This is a genomic window from Kosakonia oryzae, assembly GCF_001658025.2.
GTDB lineage: Bacteria > Pseudomonadota > Gammaproteobacteria > Enterobacterales > Enterobacteriaceae > Kosakonia > Kosakonia oryzae.
Genome location: NZ_CP014007.2, coordinates 3,719,897 through 3,737,144 on the forward strand (window position 1 = coordinate 3,719,897; position 17,248 = coordinate 3,737,144).

19 protein-coding genes are annotated in these 17,248 nt (G+C 54.1%); 12 read left to right on the forward strand and 7 right to left on the reverse strand.

Annotation, left to right across the window (positions count from 1 at the left end):
• Positions 1-51: 51 nt before the first annotated feature.
• Positions 52-1,278, reverse strand: coding sequence for a diguanylate phosphodiesterase (locus AWR26_RS17625; RefSeq protein WP_064567767.1), 1,227 nt, complete (start codon positions 1,276-1,278; stop codon positions 52-54).
• Between the two features lie 306 nt (positions 1,279-1,584).
• Here AWR26_RS17625 and ycgZ point away from each other — a divergent pair, with 306 nt between their 5' ends.
• The 3 genes from ycgZ (at position 1,585) to AWR26_RS17640 (ending at position 2,587) form a co-directional block, all read left to right on the forward strand.
• Positions 1,585-1,824, forward strand: a complete 240-nt coding sequence (ycgZ, locus tag AWR26_RS17630; RefSeq protein WP_064567768.1) for a regulatory protein YcgZ — start codon at positions 1,585-1,587, stop codon at positions 1,822-1,824.
• A gap of 142 nt (positions 1,825-1,966) precedes the next feature.
• Entirely contained in the window at positions 1,967-2,269 is a 303-nt protein-coding gene (locus tag AWR26_RS17635; RefSeq protein WP_064567770.1) for a hypothetical protein, read from the forward strand.
• Between the two features lie 51 nt (positions 2,270-2,320).
• Entirely contained in the window at positions 2,321-2,587 is a 267-nt protein-coding gene (locus AWR26_RS17640) for a biofilm development regulator YmgB/AriR family protein (RefSeq protein WP_064569051.1), read from the forward strand.
• A 69-nt stretch (positions 2,588-2,656) separates the two neighbouring features.
• Here the strand turns inward: AWR26_RS17640 and modC are convergent, their stop codons facing one another.
• From modC to AWR26_RS17660, 4 genes are all read right to left on the reverse strand, one after another.
• Positions 2,657-3,715: a molybdenum ABC transporter ATP-binding protein ModC gene (modC, locus tag AWR26_RS17645; RefSeq protein WP_064567772.1), complete on the reverse strand. Its 1,059-nt coding sequence runs from the start codon at positions 3,713-3,715 to the stop codon at positions 2,657-2,659.
• 3 nt (positions 3,716-3,718) lie between these two features.
• On the reverse strand, positions 3,719-4,408 hold the full coding sequence (gene modB / locus AWR26_RS17650; RefSeq protein WP_007373940.1) for a molybdate ABC transporter permease subunit: 690 nt from the start codon (positions 4,406-4,408) through the stop codon (positions 3,719-3,721).
• On the reverse strand, positions 4,408-5,181 hold the full coding sequence (modA, locus tag AWR26_RS17655; RefSeq protein ID WP_064567773.1) for a molybdate ABC transporter substrate-binding protein: 774 nt from the start codon (positions 5,179-5,181) through the stop codon (positions 4,408-4,410). Before modA ends, modB begins: the two co-directional genes overlap by 1 nt.
• Before the next feature lie 172 nt (positions 5,182-5,353).
• Positions 5,354-5,503, reverse strand: coding sequence for an AcrZ family multidrug efflux pump-associated protein (locus AWR26_RS17660; protein ID WP_035885954.1), 150 nt, complete (start codon positions 5,501-5,503; stop codon positions 5,354-5,356).
• 164 nt (positions 5,504-5,667) lie between these two features.
• On the opposite strand from AWR26_RS17660, the gene modE reads away from it, so the two are divergent.
• The 7 genes from modE (at position 5,668) to gpmA (ending at position 13,544) form a co-directional block, all read left to right on the forward strand.
• Entirely contained in the window at positions 5,668-6,456 is a 789-nt protein-coding gene (gene modE, locus AWR26_RS17665) for a molybdenum-dependent transcriptional regulator (protein ID WP_064567775.1), read from the forward strand.
• A 67-nt stretch (positions 6,457-6,523) separates the two neighbouring features.
• On the forward strand, positions 6,524-7,999 hold the full coding sequence (gene modF / locus AWR26_RS17670) for a molybdate ABC transporter ATP-binding protein ModF (protein WP_064567776.1): 1,476 nt from the start codon (positions 6,524-6,526) through the stop codon (positions 7,997-7,999).
• A 327-nt stretch (positions 8,000-8,326) separates the two neighbouring features.
• The gene (gene galE, locus AWR26_RS17675; protein WP_064567778.1) at positions 8,327-9,343 is read left to right on the forward strand and encodes a UDP-glucose 4-epimerase GalE; all 1,017 of its coding nucleotides are present in this window, start codon (positions 8,327-8,329) and stop codon (positions 9,341-9,343) included.
• 10 nt (positions 9,344-9,353) lie between these two features.
• The gene (galT, locus tag AWR26_RS17680; RefSeq protein ID WP_064567780.1) at positions 9,354-10,400 is read left to right on the forward strand and encodes a galactose-1-phosphate uridylyltransferase; all 1,047 of its coding nucleotides are present in this window, start codon (positions 9,354-9,356) and stop codon (positions 10,398-10,400) included.
• Positions 10,401-10,402: 2 nt separating this feature from the next.
• Positions 10,403-11,551: a galactokinase gene (galK, locus tag AWR26_RS17685; RefSeq protein WP_064567783.1), complete on the forward strand. Its 1,149-nt coding sequence runs from the start codon at positions 10,403-10,405 to the stop codon at positions 11,549-11,551.
• On the forward strand, positions 11,545-12,585 hold the full coding sequence (gene galM, locus AWR26_RS17690) for a galactose-1-epimerase (RefSeq protein WP_064567784.1): 1,041 nt from the start codon (positions 11,545-11,547) through the stop codon (positions 12,583-12,585). Before galK ends, galM begins: the two co-directional genes overlap by 7 nt.
• 206 nt (positions 12,586-12,791) lie before the next feature.
• On the forward strand, positions 12,792-13,544 hold the full coding sequence (gpmA, locus tag AWR26_RS17695) for a 2,3-diphosphoglycerate-dependent phosphoglycerate mutase (protein ID WP_043954207.1): 753 nt from the start codon (positions 12,792-12,794) through the stop codon (positions 13,542-13,544).
• A gap of 164 nt (positions 13,545-13,708) precedes the next feature.
• Here gpmA and aroG read toward each other — a convergent pair whose 3' ends face one another.
• Positions 13,709-14,761 (reverse strand): 3-deoxy-7-phosphoheptulonate synthase AroG, encoded by a 1,053-nt coding sequence (gene aroG / locus AWR26_RS17700; RefSeq protein ID WP_064567786.1) that lies wholly within the window; start codon positions 14,759-14,761, stop codon positions 13,709-13,711.
• Positions 14,762-15,079: 318 nt separating this feature from the next.
• On the opposite strand from aroG, the gene AWR26_RS17705 reads away from it, so the two are divergent.
• Both AWR26_RS17705 and zitB read left to right on the forward strand, forming a co-directional pair.
• Positions 15,080-15,463, forward strand: coding sequence for a YbgS-like family protein (locus tag AWR26_RS17705; RefSeq protein ID WP_064567788.1), 384 nt, complete (start codon positions 15,080-15,082; stop codon positions 15,461-15,463).
• Positions 15,464-15,580: 117 nt separating this feature from the next.
• Complete coding sequence (gene zitB / locus AWR26_RS17710) at positions 15,581-16,501, forward strand: CDF family zinc transporter ZitB (RefSeq protein ID WP_064567790.1); 921 nt, start codon at positions 15,581-15,583, stop codon at positions 16,499-16,501.
• On the opposite strand, the gene pnuC is transcribed toward zitB, so the two are convergent.
• On the reverse strand, positions 16,498-17,217 hold the full coding sequence (gene pnuC / locus AWR26_RS17715; protein ID WP_064567792.1) for a nicotinamide riboside transporter PnuC: 720 nt from the start codon (positions 17,215-17,217) through the stop codon (positions 16,498-16,500). The two genes, zitB and pnuC, sit on opposite strands and share 4 nt — an antisense overlap.
• Positions 17,218-17,248: the final 31 nt, after the last annotated feature.

A 17,248-nucleotide genomic window follows, 5' to 3' on the forward strand; every position in this document is an offset into this window, starting at 1 on the left:
GTTGCAAGACTAATTAACTCTGCCAGCTTGTACAAATACTTTTGTACAACTTTATGACGGTAAGTCTTCTCTTTTCTCAGGCCAGGCCACCGCCGGGATCCCCGACAGCGAAGGCGGCGCGAACAAATAGCCCTGGAAATGGGTAATGCCCGCTGATTCCAGCCACATCCACTCTTCTGCTGTTTCGATGCCAACGGCGGTGACGGCAATCTCAAGCGAAGTGCAGCAGCGGATAATCGCCTGAACAATGGCCTGCCGCGAGCCGCTTTTGTGTACGTCCTGAATTAGCGCGCGGTTGATTTTGATCCGGTCCGGCTGAAACTGCGCCAGCAGCAGCAATCCGGCAAACCCGGCGCCAAAGTGCTCAATCGCCACGCGGATGCCCGCGCCTTTTAATAGCTTCACCGCCTGAGTAAATTCGTCCAGATGCGAAAGAATTTCACTCTCCGTAAATTCAACGACAATCTGCTCCGGCACCAGTCCGTTGGCGCGAATTTCCTGCAGGAAAAACTCCACCGCATTGGGGACTTTGACCAGCGTCATTGGCAGGAGATTCACCGAGAGGGTTTGCGCGCCCAGGCGCAAGGTGGCTGCCAGCGCAAACGCCACTTTCTTACTGTGCAAATCTGCCGCATAGATATCTTCTCCCGAAAGACCAGCAAACCAGGCCTGCGGCGAGCCGCCTTCCGGCGTTCGCAGTAGCGCTTCCAGCGACACGATTTGCCGGGCAAACGGATCGACTATCGGCTGGAATGCAAAACGGCATTCGGCAAGGCTGTCGAGCGCCTTTGCCGGCAGCGAAACCGGCTGCTCATCCGCAATGAATTCCCATGTATCGCCCGGCGGGATCTCAAAGTAGTTCTCTTTTTCACTGTCCTCGACAAAGGTCTGGAAAAATTGCAGCGCGCGATCGCCGTAGATCAGTTGATAACGCGATGTGCCTCTGTCGAATACCGCCTGCAACACCTCTTCCCGGCGATGATCGCGTAAATCAAACAGTTCCATTCCGGTCTTACCGAACCGCCGCGAAGGAGCGTAATCACGCAATAACTCAACCAGATTGTAATGACGGTTGTCTGCACAAATGTCCTGATAGATGGCGGCGACGCCCTCTTCAGGCCCCTCCAGTAACTGGAAAAAATGGGTGCCGTTAAACAACAAAATCCCCGTGACGCCTGCCTGACCATTCTTGATATTCGCGGCGACGACCATCTCTTTAAGCACTTCATAAGAGACATGTTCATGCAAATGGCTACGGTAAATGATGGTGGTGAGCATAAAGGCTCCGGGGCGAAGTGAAAGAACAGCAACCTTAGCAGATGCTTTCCGGGGCGTCTTGCATTGATTTTCCTTGGTTTATCGCCGGATGGGATAATGGATCAATATCAGACTTATCCGAGGAAAGGTTGTACAACGCCTGTTTTTTCCTGAATTTTCAGAAATTTATTAACTCAATAAAACAACCAATTAGCGAGTGTTTCTATAGAGTGCTAATAATTTTGTACAATTTTAATATACATTTTCGCCATGTTTGTATAACTTTAATTGTACTTATTTAACTGACATTTTCCTGAGGAGTGACAAATGCAACAGAACGGTTATCTTCCGAACACAGCAACTGCCGTTACCCGTTATTTCAACAAAGCGACGCTGCCGACCCAACAAGCAACGCTCGGGAAAATTGCGGTAGAAATCCTCAGTGAAGGGCGTAATCTCAGTCGTAAAGCCATCTGTACCAAACTGCTCAGCCGCCTCGAACAGGCATCCAGCCCGGAGGAGGAGAGCCACTATCATGCGTTGATTGGTATGCTGTTTGATCGCTAAGGCTCCGCTTAAACAGCAAAAATTATCTGGTATTTGAGTCAATTCTCGCGGGTCACATAGCGTTCTGAGTATGTTTCCACGGGAGAATGGGCTTCAAGCCGTCCTTGCAAATCGGCAATCGGCGGCAACCCGAGATGCAGTTATGAACAGTAGTGAAATTGAACAACTCACCGATGAACTTATTGGCGTGGCGGTACTGTCACTCCTTAAGGACAATTCGCCCATTAGCACTCAGGCACTGATTAACCGGCTGAGGTCAATGGAGCGAAACGAAACCGATATTGAGCGGCGTAACATGCTGGGGCGCATTATTGCCGAAATTATCAGCAATAATATTTCCTCGTTACGATCCGCTACCGGAAGTGAAGCATTCTGGGACAAGGAAAACAGAAGTAACGTTTTCCCTCTGTTTGGCGAAAAATCGCTAAACAATAAAAAACACTGAGGCCGCTCAGTCATATTCAACCACAACAGGATCCACCCGATGAGCCAGGCTATGCAAGAACAATCATATGGTTACGAAAACCTGCCCGATGCTTCTCTTGCTGAATACTTCCGCAGCGGCGGCAATGTGTTATCAGAGGAGTCAGCAATACTTGGTGCCGCCATTCGGCGTATTTCTGCCGCAGGGCAAAGCATCACGCACAAAGCGCTGATTCTTGAATTGATTAAGATGATCGAAACGACACAAGACGTGGTGACGAGCGACGTGATCCGCAATACGCTGGAGATCGTTGTCCACCATACCACGGATGATCTCTAAGGCTCATCAACGCCAGCCACTTTCGCAATGACGGGGAGCTCAGCTCCCCTTCTTTGTATTACGCCGTTATCAGGCGGTTATCGACACGCTCTTGATTTGCGCATACAGCCACTGACCCGCTTTCACACCCAGTTCATCTCTCGCCCAGGGGCTGATGCGCGCCCACAACGTACGGCTGCCCACCTCAAGTTGAACTTCTACCTGCCCATCAACATCGAAACACTGCGCCACTTTGGCACGCAGAATATTACGGATACTGGTATTCATCGGCGGTTGCAGCACCAAAGAAACATCCGTCGCCTGCACACGAATGCGCAGCGTGCTTTGCAGCGGGCGATCGACTTTATTCACCCAGATATGCTGATCGCCAAGTGCCAGCGCGGTCATGGCGTAATGCGGATGGTGTTCCAGCACTATCACTTTTAGCACGCTGCTTTGCTGCTCAGGCGGCAGCCACGGGTTCATCACGCGGCTACCCCAGACATCCTCCAGTCTGCCGAACGCTTTCACTTCACCCGCTTCCAGTACCATCACGTTATCGGCGAGATGCAGGATCTCATCCAGCGAGTGGCTGACATACAGCATCGGAATGTTGATCTCCTGCGCCAGCCGCTGCAAATAGGGTAACAACTCCCGTTTACGCGGAATATCCAGCGATGCCAGCGGCTCATCCAGCAACATCAGTTCCGGCGCGGTTAATAACGCGCGGCCAATGGCGACACGCTGTTTTTCGCCGCCGGAGAGCGTACCCGGAAGCCGCTCCAGCAAAGGCTCAATGCCCAGCAGCGCCACCAGCTTGTCGAATTGCCCGGCCATGGATTTCGCCATGCCGTACCGCAGGTTCCCGAGCACTTTATAGTGCGGGAACAGGCGCGCATCCTGAAAAACGTAGCCAACACGCCGTTTTTCCGGTGGCAGGCAAATTTTACGCGTGGTATCGAGAAGCACGCGATTGTTCAGGGTGATGCGCCCCTCTTGCGGGTGCGTCAGGCCGCCGATCGCGTTAATCAGCGAGGTTTTCCCGGCGCCGGAAACACCGAAAATCGCCGTAATTCCGCTGGCAGGCAGCGATTCGGCGACACGCAGTTGATGTGTTCCCAGCGTCTGGGTGAAATCGAGCTCCAGCATCGGTTATCTCCCTGTCCGTTCACGGCTGATGCGCGCCAGCCATTCCGATACCAGCAACGAAATCAGCGCCAGCACAATCGAGATCACACACAGCCGCGCCGCCGCGCTTTCGCCGCCTGGCATCTGAATCAGGGTATACATCGCCGAGGGAATAGTGCGCGTCTCCCCCGGAATATTAGAGACGAAGGTGATGGTCGCGCCAAACTCGCCGAGCGAGCGGGCGAAGGCCAGCACCGTACCGACAATAATTCCCGGCAACGTCAGCGGTAACGTGATGGTGGCAAAGACGCGCCAGCGCCCTGCGCCAAGCGTACGTGCTGCCTGTTCGAGCTTTCTGTCCACGCCTTCCAGCGCCAGACGGATCGCGCGCACCATTAACGGAAAAGACATCACCGCAGCGGCTAACACCGCGCCGCGCCAGCTAAACGCAAAGGTAATACCGAACCAGTCATACAACCACTGGCCGATAAAACCGCGTCTGCCCATCGCTACCAGCAACAGATAACCGACCACCACCGGCGGTAAAACCAGCGGCAGATGCAGTACGCTATCAAGAAGGGCTTTGCCCGGAAATGTGCAACGCACCAGCAACCAGGCGAAGAAGATCCCAAAGGGCAAACTGAATAATACCGCGAGGGATGAGACTTTCAGGCTCAGCAGTACCGCCTGCCATTCGGGATCCGTCAATATCATTAGTGCGTCGTAAATCCGTAACGTTTGAAAATTTCAGAAGCCTGCGGGCCTTTCAGGTAATCATAAAACGCCGTTACCGTTGCGTTTTTATGCCCATTGATAATAGCCAGCGGGTATTCCACTTTTTGGTGCGAATCTTCCGGGAAGGTCCCCACCACTTTCACGCCTTTGCTGACCACCGCGTCAGAACCGTAAACGATGCCCAGCGGCGCTTCTCCGCGCTCTACCAACGCCAGCGCGCCACGTACATCTTCTGCCGGAGCCAGCTTCGGTGACAGGGTTTCCCATGCCCCCAGTTTTTGCAGCGCTTCTTTGGCGTAAATCCCTGCCGGAACGTGGTCCGGATCGCCAACGGCAAGGCGGCCGCCTTTCAGCAGGCTGCTCCAGTTGGTTTTGGCATTAACGGTAATTTCGCCCTGAGCGCTGCTTTTCGGTGCCACAACCACCAGGCTGTTGCCCAGCAGGGTTTCACGCGTCGCCGTATCAATGGATTTTTTCTCGACGGCGTAATCCATCCATTTCTGATCGGCAGAAATAAACAGATCGGCCGGCGCACCGGCTTCAATCTGCCGCGCCAGCGTTGACGAGGAGGCGAACGAAGAGACTACCTCAACGTTTTTCTCTTTTTTATACGCCGCCGCAATATCCTGCAGCGCATTGGTCAGCGACGCTGCTGCAAAAACAGTAATTTTGCCCTCTTCCGCCAGTGCATGCCCGGCAACAGAAAGCGATAAAGTCGCCCCAGCAAAAAGGCGTAACCATGTACCTGCCATTTGTAGCTCCTCTGAGTATCGTTATATACATTGAAACATAACGATGTTATCAGAGTTTTCATGGCGGCAGGTAATACCCATAAAGAATGAGTAACTTCAGTAAATATATCGGCAGGATGTCACAAAATCTTGAACAGTAAAACGCCCACCAAAGTGGGCGTTTTCGAAAGGATCAGCGCTGCTGGCTGGAACGGTCGCGACGACCGACGGCGGAAAAGACGTTAAATACTTCACCCAAGCCATAAATCAGCCCCAGGATGATAGCCATCACCACAGGAACCATGATCACGGCAAAAACCAGGCTTTTCAACAACTCTAACATGATCGACTCCGGATATTGCGAAGCAGGCATTTTAGCCTGATTCCACAGAAAAACACTCGCCTTTTGTGCGATTGCATGCGCCGCTTTGCTATCAAAATCAGGGCTCAGGCTAGGCGTAATACCGCTTTTCCTTCACAATACTCTTTTTGCCAGGACATTGCGTAATGCAGGCTGAAATTCTCTTAACCCTCAAACTTCAGGAACGCCTTTTTGCCGATCCGCGCCGTATTTCTCTGCTGAAACAGATCGAACAAACGGGTTCGATTAGCCAGGGCGCGAAGAACGCAGGCATCAGTTACAAAAGCGCCTGGGATGCCATCAATGAAATGAACCAACTGAGCGAACATACGCTGGTTGATCGTGCGACAGGCGGTAAAGGCGGCGGCGGCGCGGTAGTGACCCGTTACGGGCAACGGCTGATTCAGCTTTACGATCTGCTGGCGCAGATCCAGCAGAAGGCGTTTGACGTGCTGAGCGATGACGACGCGCTGCCGCTGAACAGCCTGCTGGCGGCCATTTCGCGCTTTTCCCTGCAAACCAGCGCCCGCAACCAGTGGTTTGGCACCGTAACCACCCGCGATCACCAGCAGGTGCAGCAGCATATTGAAGTGCTGCTGGCCGACGGTGAAACGCGCCTGAAAGTCGCTATCACCGCACAAAGCGGCGAACGACTTGGCCTTGAGGCAGGAAAAGAGGTGCTGGTATTGCTGAAAGCGCCCTGGGTGAATATCACGCAGGATGCGCAGCGCGCGGCGCTTGCCGACAACCAGCTTAAAGGATTTATCAGCCATATTGAGCGTGGCGAACAGCAAAGCGAAGTGCTGATGACACTGCCAGACGGACAGCAGCTCTGCGCCACGGTGCCAACGCATGACGTGGATAATTTGCAGGAACAGCGCGAAGTGACGGCATATTTTAATGCCGATCGGGTCATTCTCGCCACGTTATGCTAATCGCATTGACAAGTGAGTGCATTGCACGTATCCCTGAACTTCATTGCTGCAAAAAACGGGATATATCATGTCATCATTGCAAATTTCGCAAGGTACGTTTCGTCTTAGCGATACACGCACGCTGCACCTTGAACAGTTAATCCTGCGGGCGGGCGAAAGCTGGGCCTTTGTTGGCGCTAACGGCAGCGGTAAATCCGCGCTGGCCCGCGCGCTTTCGGGCGAACTGACATTGCTGAACGGCGAACGTCAGTGTCAATTTACTCGCCTGACGCGCCTCTCTTTTGAGCAGTTACAAAAACTGGTCAGCGAAGAGTGGCAGCGCAACAACACCGATATGCTCAGCCCTGGCGAAGAGGATACCGGGCGCACTACGGCCGACATCATTCAGGATGAGGTCAAAAACCCACAGCGCTGTGAACAACTGGCAGCGCAATTCGGCATCGCACATCTGCTGACACGCCGCTTTAAATACCTTTCGACTGGCGAAACGCGCAAAACGCTGCTGTGTCAGGCGCTGATGTCCGAGCCGGAACTGCTGGTTCTGGATGAACCCTTCGACGGGCTGGATGTGAACTCCCGCCAGCAACTGGCGGAACTGCTGGCGCGGCTGAATGGTGAGGGTTACACGGTAGTGCTGGTGCTTAACCGCTTTGATGAAATCCCGGATTTTGTACAGCACGCTGGCGTACTGGTGGATTGCACTCTGACGGAAACCGGTGAAAAGTCCGCCCTGCTGCAACAGGCGCTGATTGCGCAACTGGCACACAGTGAAAAACTGGCCGGTATTGCCCTGCCGGAACCTGACGCGCCCCCGGCCCGAGAAACGTTACGCGCGGGCGAACCGCTGATTGTGCTGAACGATGGCGTCGTTTCTTATAATGACAGGTCGATCATCAACCAGCTTTCCTGGACGGTAAATCCCGGCGAACACTGGCAGATCGTCGGCCCGAACGGCGCCGGGAAATCGACGCTGTTGAGCCTGATCACCGGCGATCACCCGCAGGGTTACAGCAACGATCTGACGCTGTTTGGCCGCCGTCGCGGCAGCGGTGAAACTATCTGGGATATCAAAAAACATATTGGTTACGTCAGCAGCAGCCTGCACCTTGATTACCGCGTCAGCACTAATGTGCGCAACGTGATCCTCTCCGGCTACTTTGACTCAATTGGCATTTATCAGGCGGTGTCAGATAAGCAGCACAAACTGGCGCAGCGCTGGCTGGATATTTTAGGTTTCGACGCCCGCACCGCCGATGCGCCCTTCCACAGCCTTTCATGGGGACAACAGCGGCTGGCGCTGATTGTCCGTGCGCTGGTGAAACATCCGACATTACTGATCCTCGACGAGCCGCTGCAAGGGCTGGATCCGCTAAACCGCCAGCTGATCCGCCGCTTTGTTGATGTGTTAATCAGTGAAGGACAAACCCAATTGCTGTTTGTTTCGCACCATGCCGACGATGCGCCAGCCTGCATCACTCACCGGCTGACCTTTGTGCCGGAAGGCGACAGCTATCGCTACCAATTCGAAACGCACGCTTCCTGAGCAGCATCACTCTGGCGAACATCTGGAATATAGTCTTTTATCCTGTACGCCGATTGCCTGACTGCCATCAATGACTTATAACCTCCTCGGGACGTTGTCCGGCTTTTGCCGGCAGCGTCTGCGTTGCTGTAACGCAATGCAGTCATTTTAAGACTATTCATATTCGCCGGATAAGCGCCGCTAAAGCAGCGTTTTCCAGCGGTTACGCGACAAACCGGACGGCAGAAAATTCAGTGTAAACGATTCCACTAATTTATCCCATGTCACAGTTTTCACCTCTCTGTTATGCTAAGGTTTGTTCATATCAAATGCTTTATGGAGTGAAATATGCGAGTTCTGGTTACTGGTGGTAGCGGTTACATAGGAAGCCACACCTGCGTACAACTGCTGCAAAACGGCCATGACGTGATCATTCTGGATAACCTCTGTAACAGTAAGCGCAGCGTGCTCAATGAAATCGAGCGCTTTGGCGGAAAATCCGCGCTGTTCGTTGAAGGTGATATTCGCGATGAAGCGCTGCTGGCCGAAATCCTGCACGATCATGCCATTGAAGCGGTCATTCACTTTGCCGGGCTGAAGGCCGTGGGCGAATCCGTGGCGAAGCCGCTGGAGTACTACGACAACAACGTCAACGGTACGCTGCGCCTGATCAATGCCATGCGCGCCGCCAACGTCAAAAACCTGATTTTCAGCTCCTCCGCGACGGTCTACGGCGATCAACCGAAAATCCCTTATGTCGAAAGCTTCCCCACCGGGACGCCACAAAGTCCGTACGGCAAAAGCAAGCTGATGGTGGAACAGATCCTCACCGACCTGCAAAAAGCACAGCCAGAGTGGAGCATCGCGCTGCTGCGCTACTTCAACCCGGTTGGCGCGCATCCGTCAGGAGATATGGGCGAAGATCCGCAGGGTATCCCGAATAACCTGATGCCTTACATCGCGCAGGTTGCCGTTGGCCGTCGTGATTCTCTGGCGATTTTCGGCAACGATTATCCGACGCCGGATGGCACGGGCGTGCGTGATTACATTCATGTGATGGACCTGGCTGACGGTCACGTTGCGGCGATGCAACAGCTGGCTGGCAAACCGGGCGTCCATATTTACAACCTCGGTGCCGGCGTCGGCAGCAGCGTACTGGATGTGGTTAACGCCTTCAGTAAAGCCTGCGGCAAACCGGTGGCATGGCACTATGCGCCGCGCCGCGAGGGCGATTTACCGGCCTACTGGGCCGACGCGACCAAAGCCGATAAAGAACTGAACTGGCGCGTGACCCGTACGCTTGACGAAATGGCAGAAGATACCTGGCGCTGGCAGTCACGCCATCCGCAGGGCTATCCGGATTGAAGGAGCAGTAATGACGCAATTTAACCCGGTCGATCACCCGCATCGCCGCTACAACCCGCTGACCGATCAGTGGATCCTGGTTTCTCCGCATCGCGCAAAGCGTCCCTGGCAAGGGGCGCAGGAAACGCCAGCGAAGCAAACATTGCCTGCACACGATCCGGATTGCTTCCTGTGTCCGGGCAATACTCGCGTAACGGGCGATAAAAACCCGGATTACACCAGTACTTACGTGTTCACCAATGATTTTGCAGCGCTGATGACCGATACGCCGCAGGCGCCGGAAAGCAGCGATCCGCTGATGCGCAGCCAGAGCGCGCGCGGGACCAGCCGGGTTATTTGTTTCTCGCCGGATCACAGCAAAACGCTGCCGGAACTGAGCCTGAATGCGCTGGAAGAGGTGGTGAAAACCTGGCAACAGCAAACCGCCGAGCTGGGCCAGCAGTATCCATGGGTGCAGGTGTTTGAGAACAAAGGTGCAGCAATGGGCTGCTCCAACCCGCATCCGCATGGCCAGGTGTGGGCGAACAGTTTTCTGCCCAACGAAGTGGAACGCGAAGACCGCCTGCAAAAAGCGTACTTTGCTGAACATCACTCGCCGATGCTGGTCGATTATGCGCAGCGCGAGCTGAATGACGGCAGCCGTACGGTCGTGGAAACCGATCACTGGCTGGCCGTGGTGCCTTACTGGGCGGCCTGGCCGTTCGAAACGCTGCTGTTGCCGAAGGCGCATATCCAGCGCATTACCGACTTAACCGCAGCGCAGCGCAGCGATCTGGCGCTGGCGCTGAAAAAACTGACCAGCCGTTACGACAATCTGTTCCAGTGCTCTTTCCCCTACTCGATGGGCTGGCACGGCGCGCCGTTTAACGGCGAAGAGAATGATCACTGGCAGTTGCACGCGCATTTCTATCCGCCGCTGCTGCGTTCCGCTACCGTACGTAAATTTATGGTGGGCTACGAAATGCTGGCGGAAACCCAGCGCGATCTGACGGCAGAACAAGCCGCCGAACGCCTGCGTGCGCTGAGCGATGTCCATTTTCGCGAATCCGGAGAATAACAATGAGTCTGAAAGAAAAAACACAATCCCTGTTTGCTGAGAAATTTGGCTACCCTGCCACCCATACCATTCAGGCTCCGGGCCGTGTGAATCTGATTGGTGAACATACTGACTATAATGACGGTTTTGTACTGCCCTGCGCCATTGATTACCAGACGGTGATTAGCTGCGCACCGCGCGCCGATCGCATCGTGCGGGTAATTGCCGCCGATTACGATAACCAGACGGATGAATTTTCCCTCGATGCCCCGATTGTTACTCACGACAGCCAGCAGTGGTCCAACTATGTGCGTGGCGTAGTGAAACACTTGCAAAAACGCAACGCGGGCTTTGGCGGCGCCGATCTGGTGATCAGCGGCAACGTACCGCAAGGTGCGGGGTTAAGCTCCTCAGCATCGCTGGAAGTGGCGGTCGGCACCGTCTTCCAGCAGCTTTACCATCTGCCGCTGGATGGCGCGCAGATTGCCCTTAACGGCCAGGAAGCGGAAAACCAGTTCGTCGGCTGTAACTGCGGCATTATGGATCAGTTGATCTCGGCGCTGGGCAAAAAAGGCAGCGCGTTGCTGATCGACTGCCGCTCGCTCGGCACCAAAGCGGTGTCGATGCCGGAAGGCGTAGCAATTGTCATCATTAACAGCAATTTCAAACGCACGCTGGTTGGCAGTGAATACAACACGCGTCGTCAGCAGTGCGAAACCGGCGCACGTTTCTTCCAACAGAAAGCGCTGCGTGATGTCAGCATCGACCAGTTCAATGCGGTAGCGCACGAGCTGGATCCGCTGGTCAGCAAACGCGTACGCCATGTGCTGACAGAAAACGCGCGTACAGTAGAAGCGGCCGCCGCGCTGGAGAAAGGCGATCTGCAACGCATGGGCGTGCTGATGGCCGAATCCCACGCGTCGATGCGCGATGATTTTGAAATCACCGTGCCGCAAATCGATACGCTGGTCGAGATTGTAAAAGCCACCATCGGTGATAAAGGCGGCGTGCGCATGACCGGCGGCGGTTTTGGCGGTTGCGTTGTCGCGCTGGTACCGGAAGCGCTGGTTCCTACGGTGCAACAGGCCGTGGAAAGCCAGTACGAAGCCAAAACCGGCATCAAAGAAACCTTTTATGTGTGCAAACCTTCACAGGGAGCAGGACAGTGCTAAACGAATCTGCGACGGCGGCTCCGGACGGGCTGCCCTTCCGTCTCATCACTCTGCGCAACAGCGCCGGAATGGTGGTAACACTCATGGACTGGGGCGCGACGCTGCTCTCGGCACGCGTCCCACTGAAAGATGGCTCCGTGCGTGAAGCGCTGCTCGGCTGCGCGTCACCGGAATACTATCTGCAACAATCGGCGTTTCTTGGCGCTTCGGTAGGCCGTTACGCCAACCGTATCAGCAAAAGCCGTTTTCAGCTTGATGGCCAGACATATGCGCTTACGCCCAGCCAGGGCGAAAATCAGTTGCACGGCGGCCCGGAGGGGTTCGACAAGCGTCGCTGGCGGATTGAGCGTCAGAATGGAAATGAGGTGCTGTTTTCGCTGACTTCGCCGGATGGCGATCAGGGTTTTCCGGGCAACGTAAACGCCACGGCGCATTTTCGCCTCGGCGAGGATAACCGTCTGGCCATTGAATATCGCGCCACGACCGATAAACCCTGCCCGGTCAACCTGACCAACCACGCCTATTTCAACCTCGATGGGCATCAGTCTGATGTGCGTAGCCACTCGCTGCAACTGCTGGCAGATGAATATCTGCCTGTGGATGAGATGGGGATACCGACCGGCGGGTTGAAAAAAGTCGCACTGACCAGTTTTGATTTCCGTACGCCCAAAACCGTAGCGGAAGAGTTTCTCAGCGATGACGATCAGCGTGTAGTAAAAGGCTACGATCATGCGTTTTTGTTGCAGGCGAAGGGTGATGCCAGCCAGCCTGCGGCACACTTGTGGTCAGCGGATAACCAACTGCAAATGACGGTTTATACCAGCGCCCCTGCGCTCCAGTTCTATTCCGGCAATTATCTCGACGGTACGCCAGCGCGCGGGGGAAAAACCTACGCCGCATGGCAAGGCCTGGCGCTGGAGAGCGAATTTTTGCCCGACAGCCCGAATCGCCCGGACTATCCGCAGCCGGACTGTGTTTTACGCCCCGGCAACGAATATGTCAGCCTGACGGAATATCACTTTATCGCGCTTTAATCTCAGCCCTCCTTCCGGAGGGCTTTTTTTTGCTCATTTTGCTGAAATAAGCGCCACTTATCGACAAAACTATAACCCCTGGTTCACAAGCACCTTACACTGCGCGGCTATTTTCGCTATGGTTATGGGTAATCGTTGCCGGGGCTCTTTCTCCGGCAATATAATGAGAATTGTTATCATTCAATCAGGCTTACAGGAGTAAGAGTATGGCTGTTACTAAGCTGGTTCTGGTTCGTCATGGCGAAAGCCAGTGGAACAACGAAAACCGCTTCACCGGTTGGTACGATGTCGATCTGTCAGAGAAAGGCGTTGGTGAAGCGAAAGCAGCAGGCAAACTGCTGAAAGAGGAAGGCTACTCCTTCGATTTTGCTTACACTTCCGTGCTGAAACGTGCCATCCACACCCTGTGGAACGTGCTGGACGAACTGGATCAGGCGTGGTTGCCGGTAGAAAAAAGCTGGAAACTGAACGAACGCCACTACGGTGCGTTGCAGGGTCTGAACAAAGCCGAAACCGCTGAGAAATACGGTGACGAGCAGGTTAAACAGTGGCGTCGTGGCTTTGCCGTTACCCCGCCAGCGCTGACCAAAGATGACGAGCGTTTCCCGGGCCACGATCCGCGCTACGCTAAACTGAGCGAAGCCGAGCTGCCGCAGACCGAAAGCCTGGCGCTGACCATCGATCGCGTTATTCCTTACTGGAATGAAACCATTCTGCCGCGCCTGAAAAGCGGTGAGCGCGTGATCATCGCTGCGCACGGTAACTCCCTGCGTGCGCTGGTGAAATACCTCGACAATATGAGCGAAGAAGAGATCCTCGAACTGAACATCCCGACCGGCGTACCGCTGGTTTATGAGTTCGATGAAAACTTCAAACCGCTGAAACACTACTACCTGGGCAATGCCGAAGAGATCGCAGCGAAAGCTGCTGCAGTCGCAAACCAGGGTAAAGCGAAGTAAGTTTTCCCCCATAAAAAAAGCGTGGATTGCTCCACGCTTTTTTTTGCATTTCACACGCAATCAGATACACAAAATAATTCGCATTGCAGAAAGGCGACGATGCGGCTAATTCCCGGCGGCTAACTAAAGTAAGCGGCCGGGGTTAGCGGGGAAAGCCAGCCGAATCAGGCGCGACGTGCTTTTACCGCTGCCGCTAACTGACGCAGGATGGTGTCCGTATCTTCCCAGCCGATGCACGCATCGGTGATGCTCTTACCGTAGACCAGCGGTTCGCCGCTCTCCAGGCTCTGATTACCTTCCACCAGGTGGCTTTCAATCATCACGCCGATAATCGCTTTTTCACCGTTGGCGATCTGCTGGCAGACATCGCTGCCAACGTCCATTTGCCTTTTGAACTGCTTGCTGGAGTTCGCATGGCTGAAATCGATCATCACCTGCTGCTCAAGACCTGCTTTGGTCAGACCTGATTTCACTTCTGCCACATGTTTTGCGCTGTAGTTCGGCTCTTTACCGCCGCGCAGAATAATGTGGCAATCACCATTACCGGCGGTATTCACAATGGCAGAATGGCCCCATTTGGTGACGGACAGGAAGCAGTGCGGCGCGCTGGCAGCGTTAATGGCATCGATTGCCACTTTGATGGTGCCGTCGGTGCCGTTTTTGAATCCAACCGGACAGGAGAGACCTGAAGCCAGCTCGCGGTGTACCTGCGATTCCGTAGTACGGGCGCCAATTGCCCCCCAGCTCATCAGATCCGCCAGATATTGCGGCGTAATCATATCGAGGAATTCACCCGCAGCCGGCAGGCCGCTGTCATTGATTTCCAGCAGTAACTTGCGGGCGATGCGCAGGCCGTCGTTGATCTGGAAGCTGTTATCCATATGCGGATCGTTGATCAGCCCTTTCCAGCCCACGGTAGTACGCGGTTTTTCAAAATAGACGCGCATTACTACTTCCAGCTCGCCGCTGAGCTCTTCACGCAATGCCAGCAGGCGCGAAGCATACTCTTTCGCCGCCGCAGGATCATGAATGGAACACGGGCCAATCACCACCAGCAGACGATCGTCGTTGCCGCGCAGAATATTGTGGATCGCTTTGCGGGCGCTGGATACTGTCTGGGCGGCAGTTTCAGTGGCGGGGAATTTTTCAAGGAGCGCTACAGGAGGTAATAACTCGTTGATCTCTTTAATACGTAAATCGTCGTTCTGATAATTCATGATCTTTCCAGTGTGGCCATACTTTTTGTAATGAATGCAATCTTTCCAATCTATCTTGTCAGGCCCGAAGTGTAAACGCCCTTTTACACTTCGGACGGATAATTCCTGGAATGGCGCAAAAAGCCATGCAAAAGTCGCAGGCTGTTAGATTGAGGCTACACTTTTTAACTGTAAACACCGTTAAATTGAATTTTAGCAATATTACATTCTGCCGTTAATCATTAAAGCGGCATCTTTCACCACTGAGCGTGATAACTCGTTCGCTCTGCTTTTATCACCTTTGCCGGTGATAAAAACGACCAGAACAGGAGCTTTATGATGAAAATGAATAAATTAGCGACGCTTTTACTGACCTCGACACTGACCCTTGCAGGCGGCGCAGCATGGGCCGCCGATTCGGCATCTGACGCCTCGACCAATAACGGCCAGGCCAACTCCTCGGCAGCGGCGGGTCAGACAGCCCCGGATGCGCAGCAGAACCTTGCGCCAAAAGGGGTTGATAACAGCAAAATTAACAGCGGCAGCACAAATTCTGCTACTGGTACAAACCAGACTCACTCATCGCAGCATATGAGCAAAGATGAAGTGCACAAAAACACCATGTGTAAGGACGGGCGTTGCCCGGACGTAAACAAAAAAGTCGAAACCGGTAATGGCACTAATAATGACGCCAATACCAAAACCGATGGCACAACCCAGTAAAGAGTGACGCCATGACACATGAGGAGAGCTTCGGCTCTCCTTATTTTTTTCTTCTCAGCGGTTAAAAATCTGTAATGATGTAAGGCGTTAAGCCTGGTTAAAAGGAAGGAGCCATTCATGGCGCACTCACATTCACACGCCCCCGCCGATGCCAACGCCCGGCGTTTGTTGCTGGCATTTATTGTCACCGCCGTTTTTATGTTGGTGGAGGTGGCTGGTGGGATTATTTCCGGCTCGCTGGCACTGCTGGCTGATGCCGGTCACATGCTTACCGATGCCGCTGCCCTGCTCTTCGCGCTATTAGCTGTCTGGTTTGCTCGCCAGCCGCCCAGCGCGCATCGCACGTTTGGCTGGCTGCGGCTGACGACGCTGGCCGCCTTTGTGAATGCGCTGGCGCTGGTGCTGATTACCGTGTGGATTATCTGGGAAGCCCTTCAGCGTTTTTACCATCCGCAGCCGGTGGCCGGGTTAACCATGATGGTGATCGCTATTGCCGGTCTGCTGGCAAATCTACTCGCGTTCTGGTTGCTGCATCGCGGTAGCGAAGAGAAGAACCTCAACGTGCGTGCTGCAGCGCTGCATGTACTGGGGGATCTGCTCGGTTCCGTTGGGGCAATCGCCGCCGCGCTGGTGATTATGCTGACCGGATGGACGCCAGTCGATCCGATACTTTCCGTGCTGGTTTCCGCGCTGGTGTTGCGCAGCGCCTGGCGCTTATTGAAAGAAAGCGTCAATGAACTGCTGGAAGGTGCACCGTCAACATTCGACATTGGTGCACTGAAACGCCATTTGCGCCGCGCCATTCCGGAAGTGCGCGACGTACATCATGTCCATGTCTGGCTGGTCGGTGAAAAACCTCTCATGACATTGCATGTGCAGGTTATTCCACCGCGGGATCACGATAAGCTACTCGCTGAGATCCAGCATTTCCTTACCCACCATTACCAGATTGAGCATTCCACCGTGCAGATGGAGTATCAGCTCTGTAAAGGGCCAGACTGCACGCTGGGGGAATCACAGCCTGACCATCACCATTAATGTGAAAACGCGTGAGAACCCCGCTCACGCGCGCTGTTCATCCACATCCGGCTGCCATTAAGCGCAATAAATGTCAGGATCAGATATTCAAGCGACATCGCCCACACGCCTTGTAAAGCGAAAATCACCACGCTAATGACGTTGATAATCACCCAAAGCAGCCAATTTTCAACGTATTTGCGGGTCATCAGGATCATCGCCACAATCGACAATACCATCATGGAAGAATCCCAGAACGGGAAAGCATCGGGTTGCAGCTGCGGCATCGTCACATTCAGCCCCAGCGTTTGCATTACTGAGACAGCTATTGTCGTCAGAAACGCAAAGACAGGATCAATAAACGCGGTCATCAGGCCAATCGCGACCACGCACACAGCCAGCCACGCCAGCGCTTTCGGCAATGGCAGCCAGCGAATTTGCAACTCGGCCTCGTTTTGCGATGTCTGGCGTGACCAGGCGTACCAGCCGTAAATATTGGCAGCAAAGAAAAAGAGCTGGAGTAACAGACTGGCGTAGAGCTGGATCTGGAAAAAGATAATGGCGAACAGCGTGACGTTTATCAGACCAAACGCGTAATTACTGATTTTCTCCAGGCTCGCCAGCCAGATACACAGTAAACCCGCCAGCGTGCCTGTGGCTTCAATCCATGAGAGATCGTACCCACCGGCACCCAGCGGTATGTGCACCAGGATGTTCTGTGTACTAAAAAAATCCATTCTTTCCCCTGAGCGTTATTGTTACGCGTTA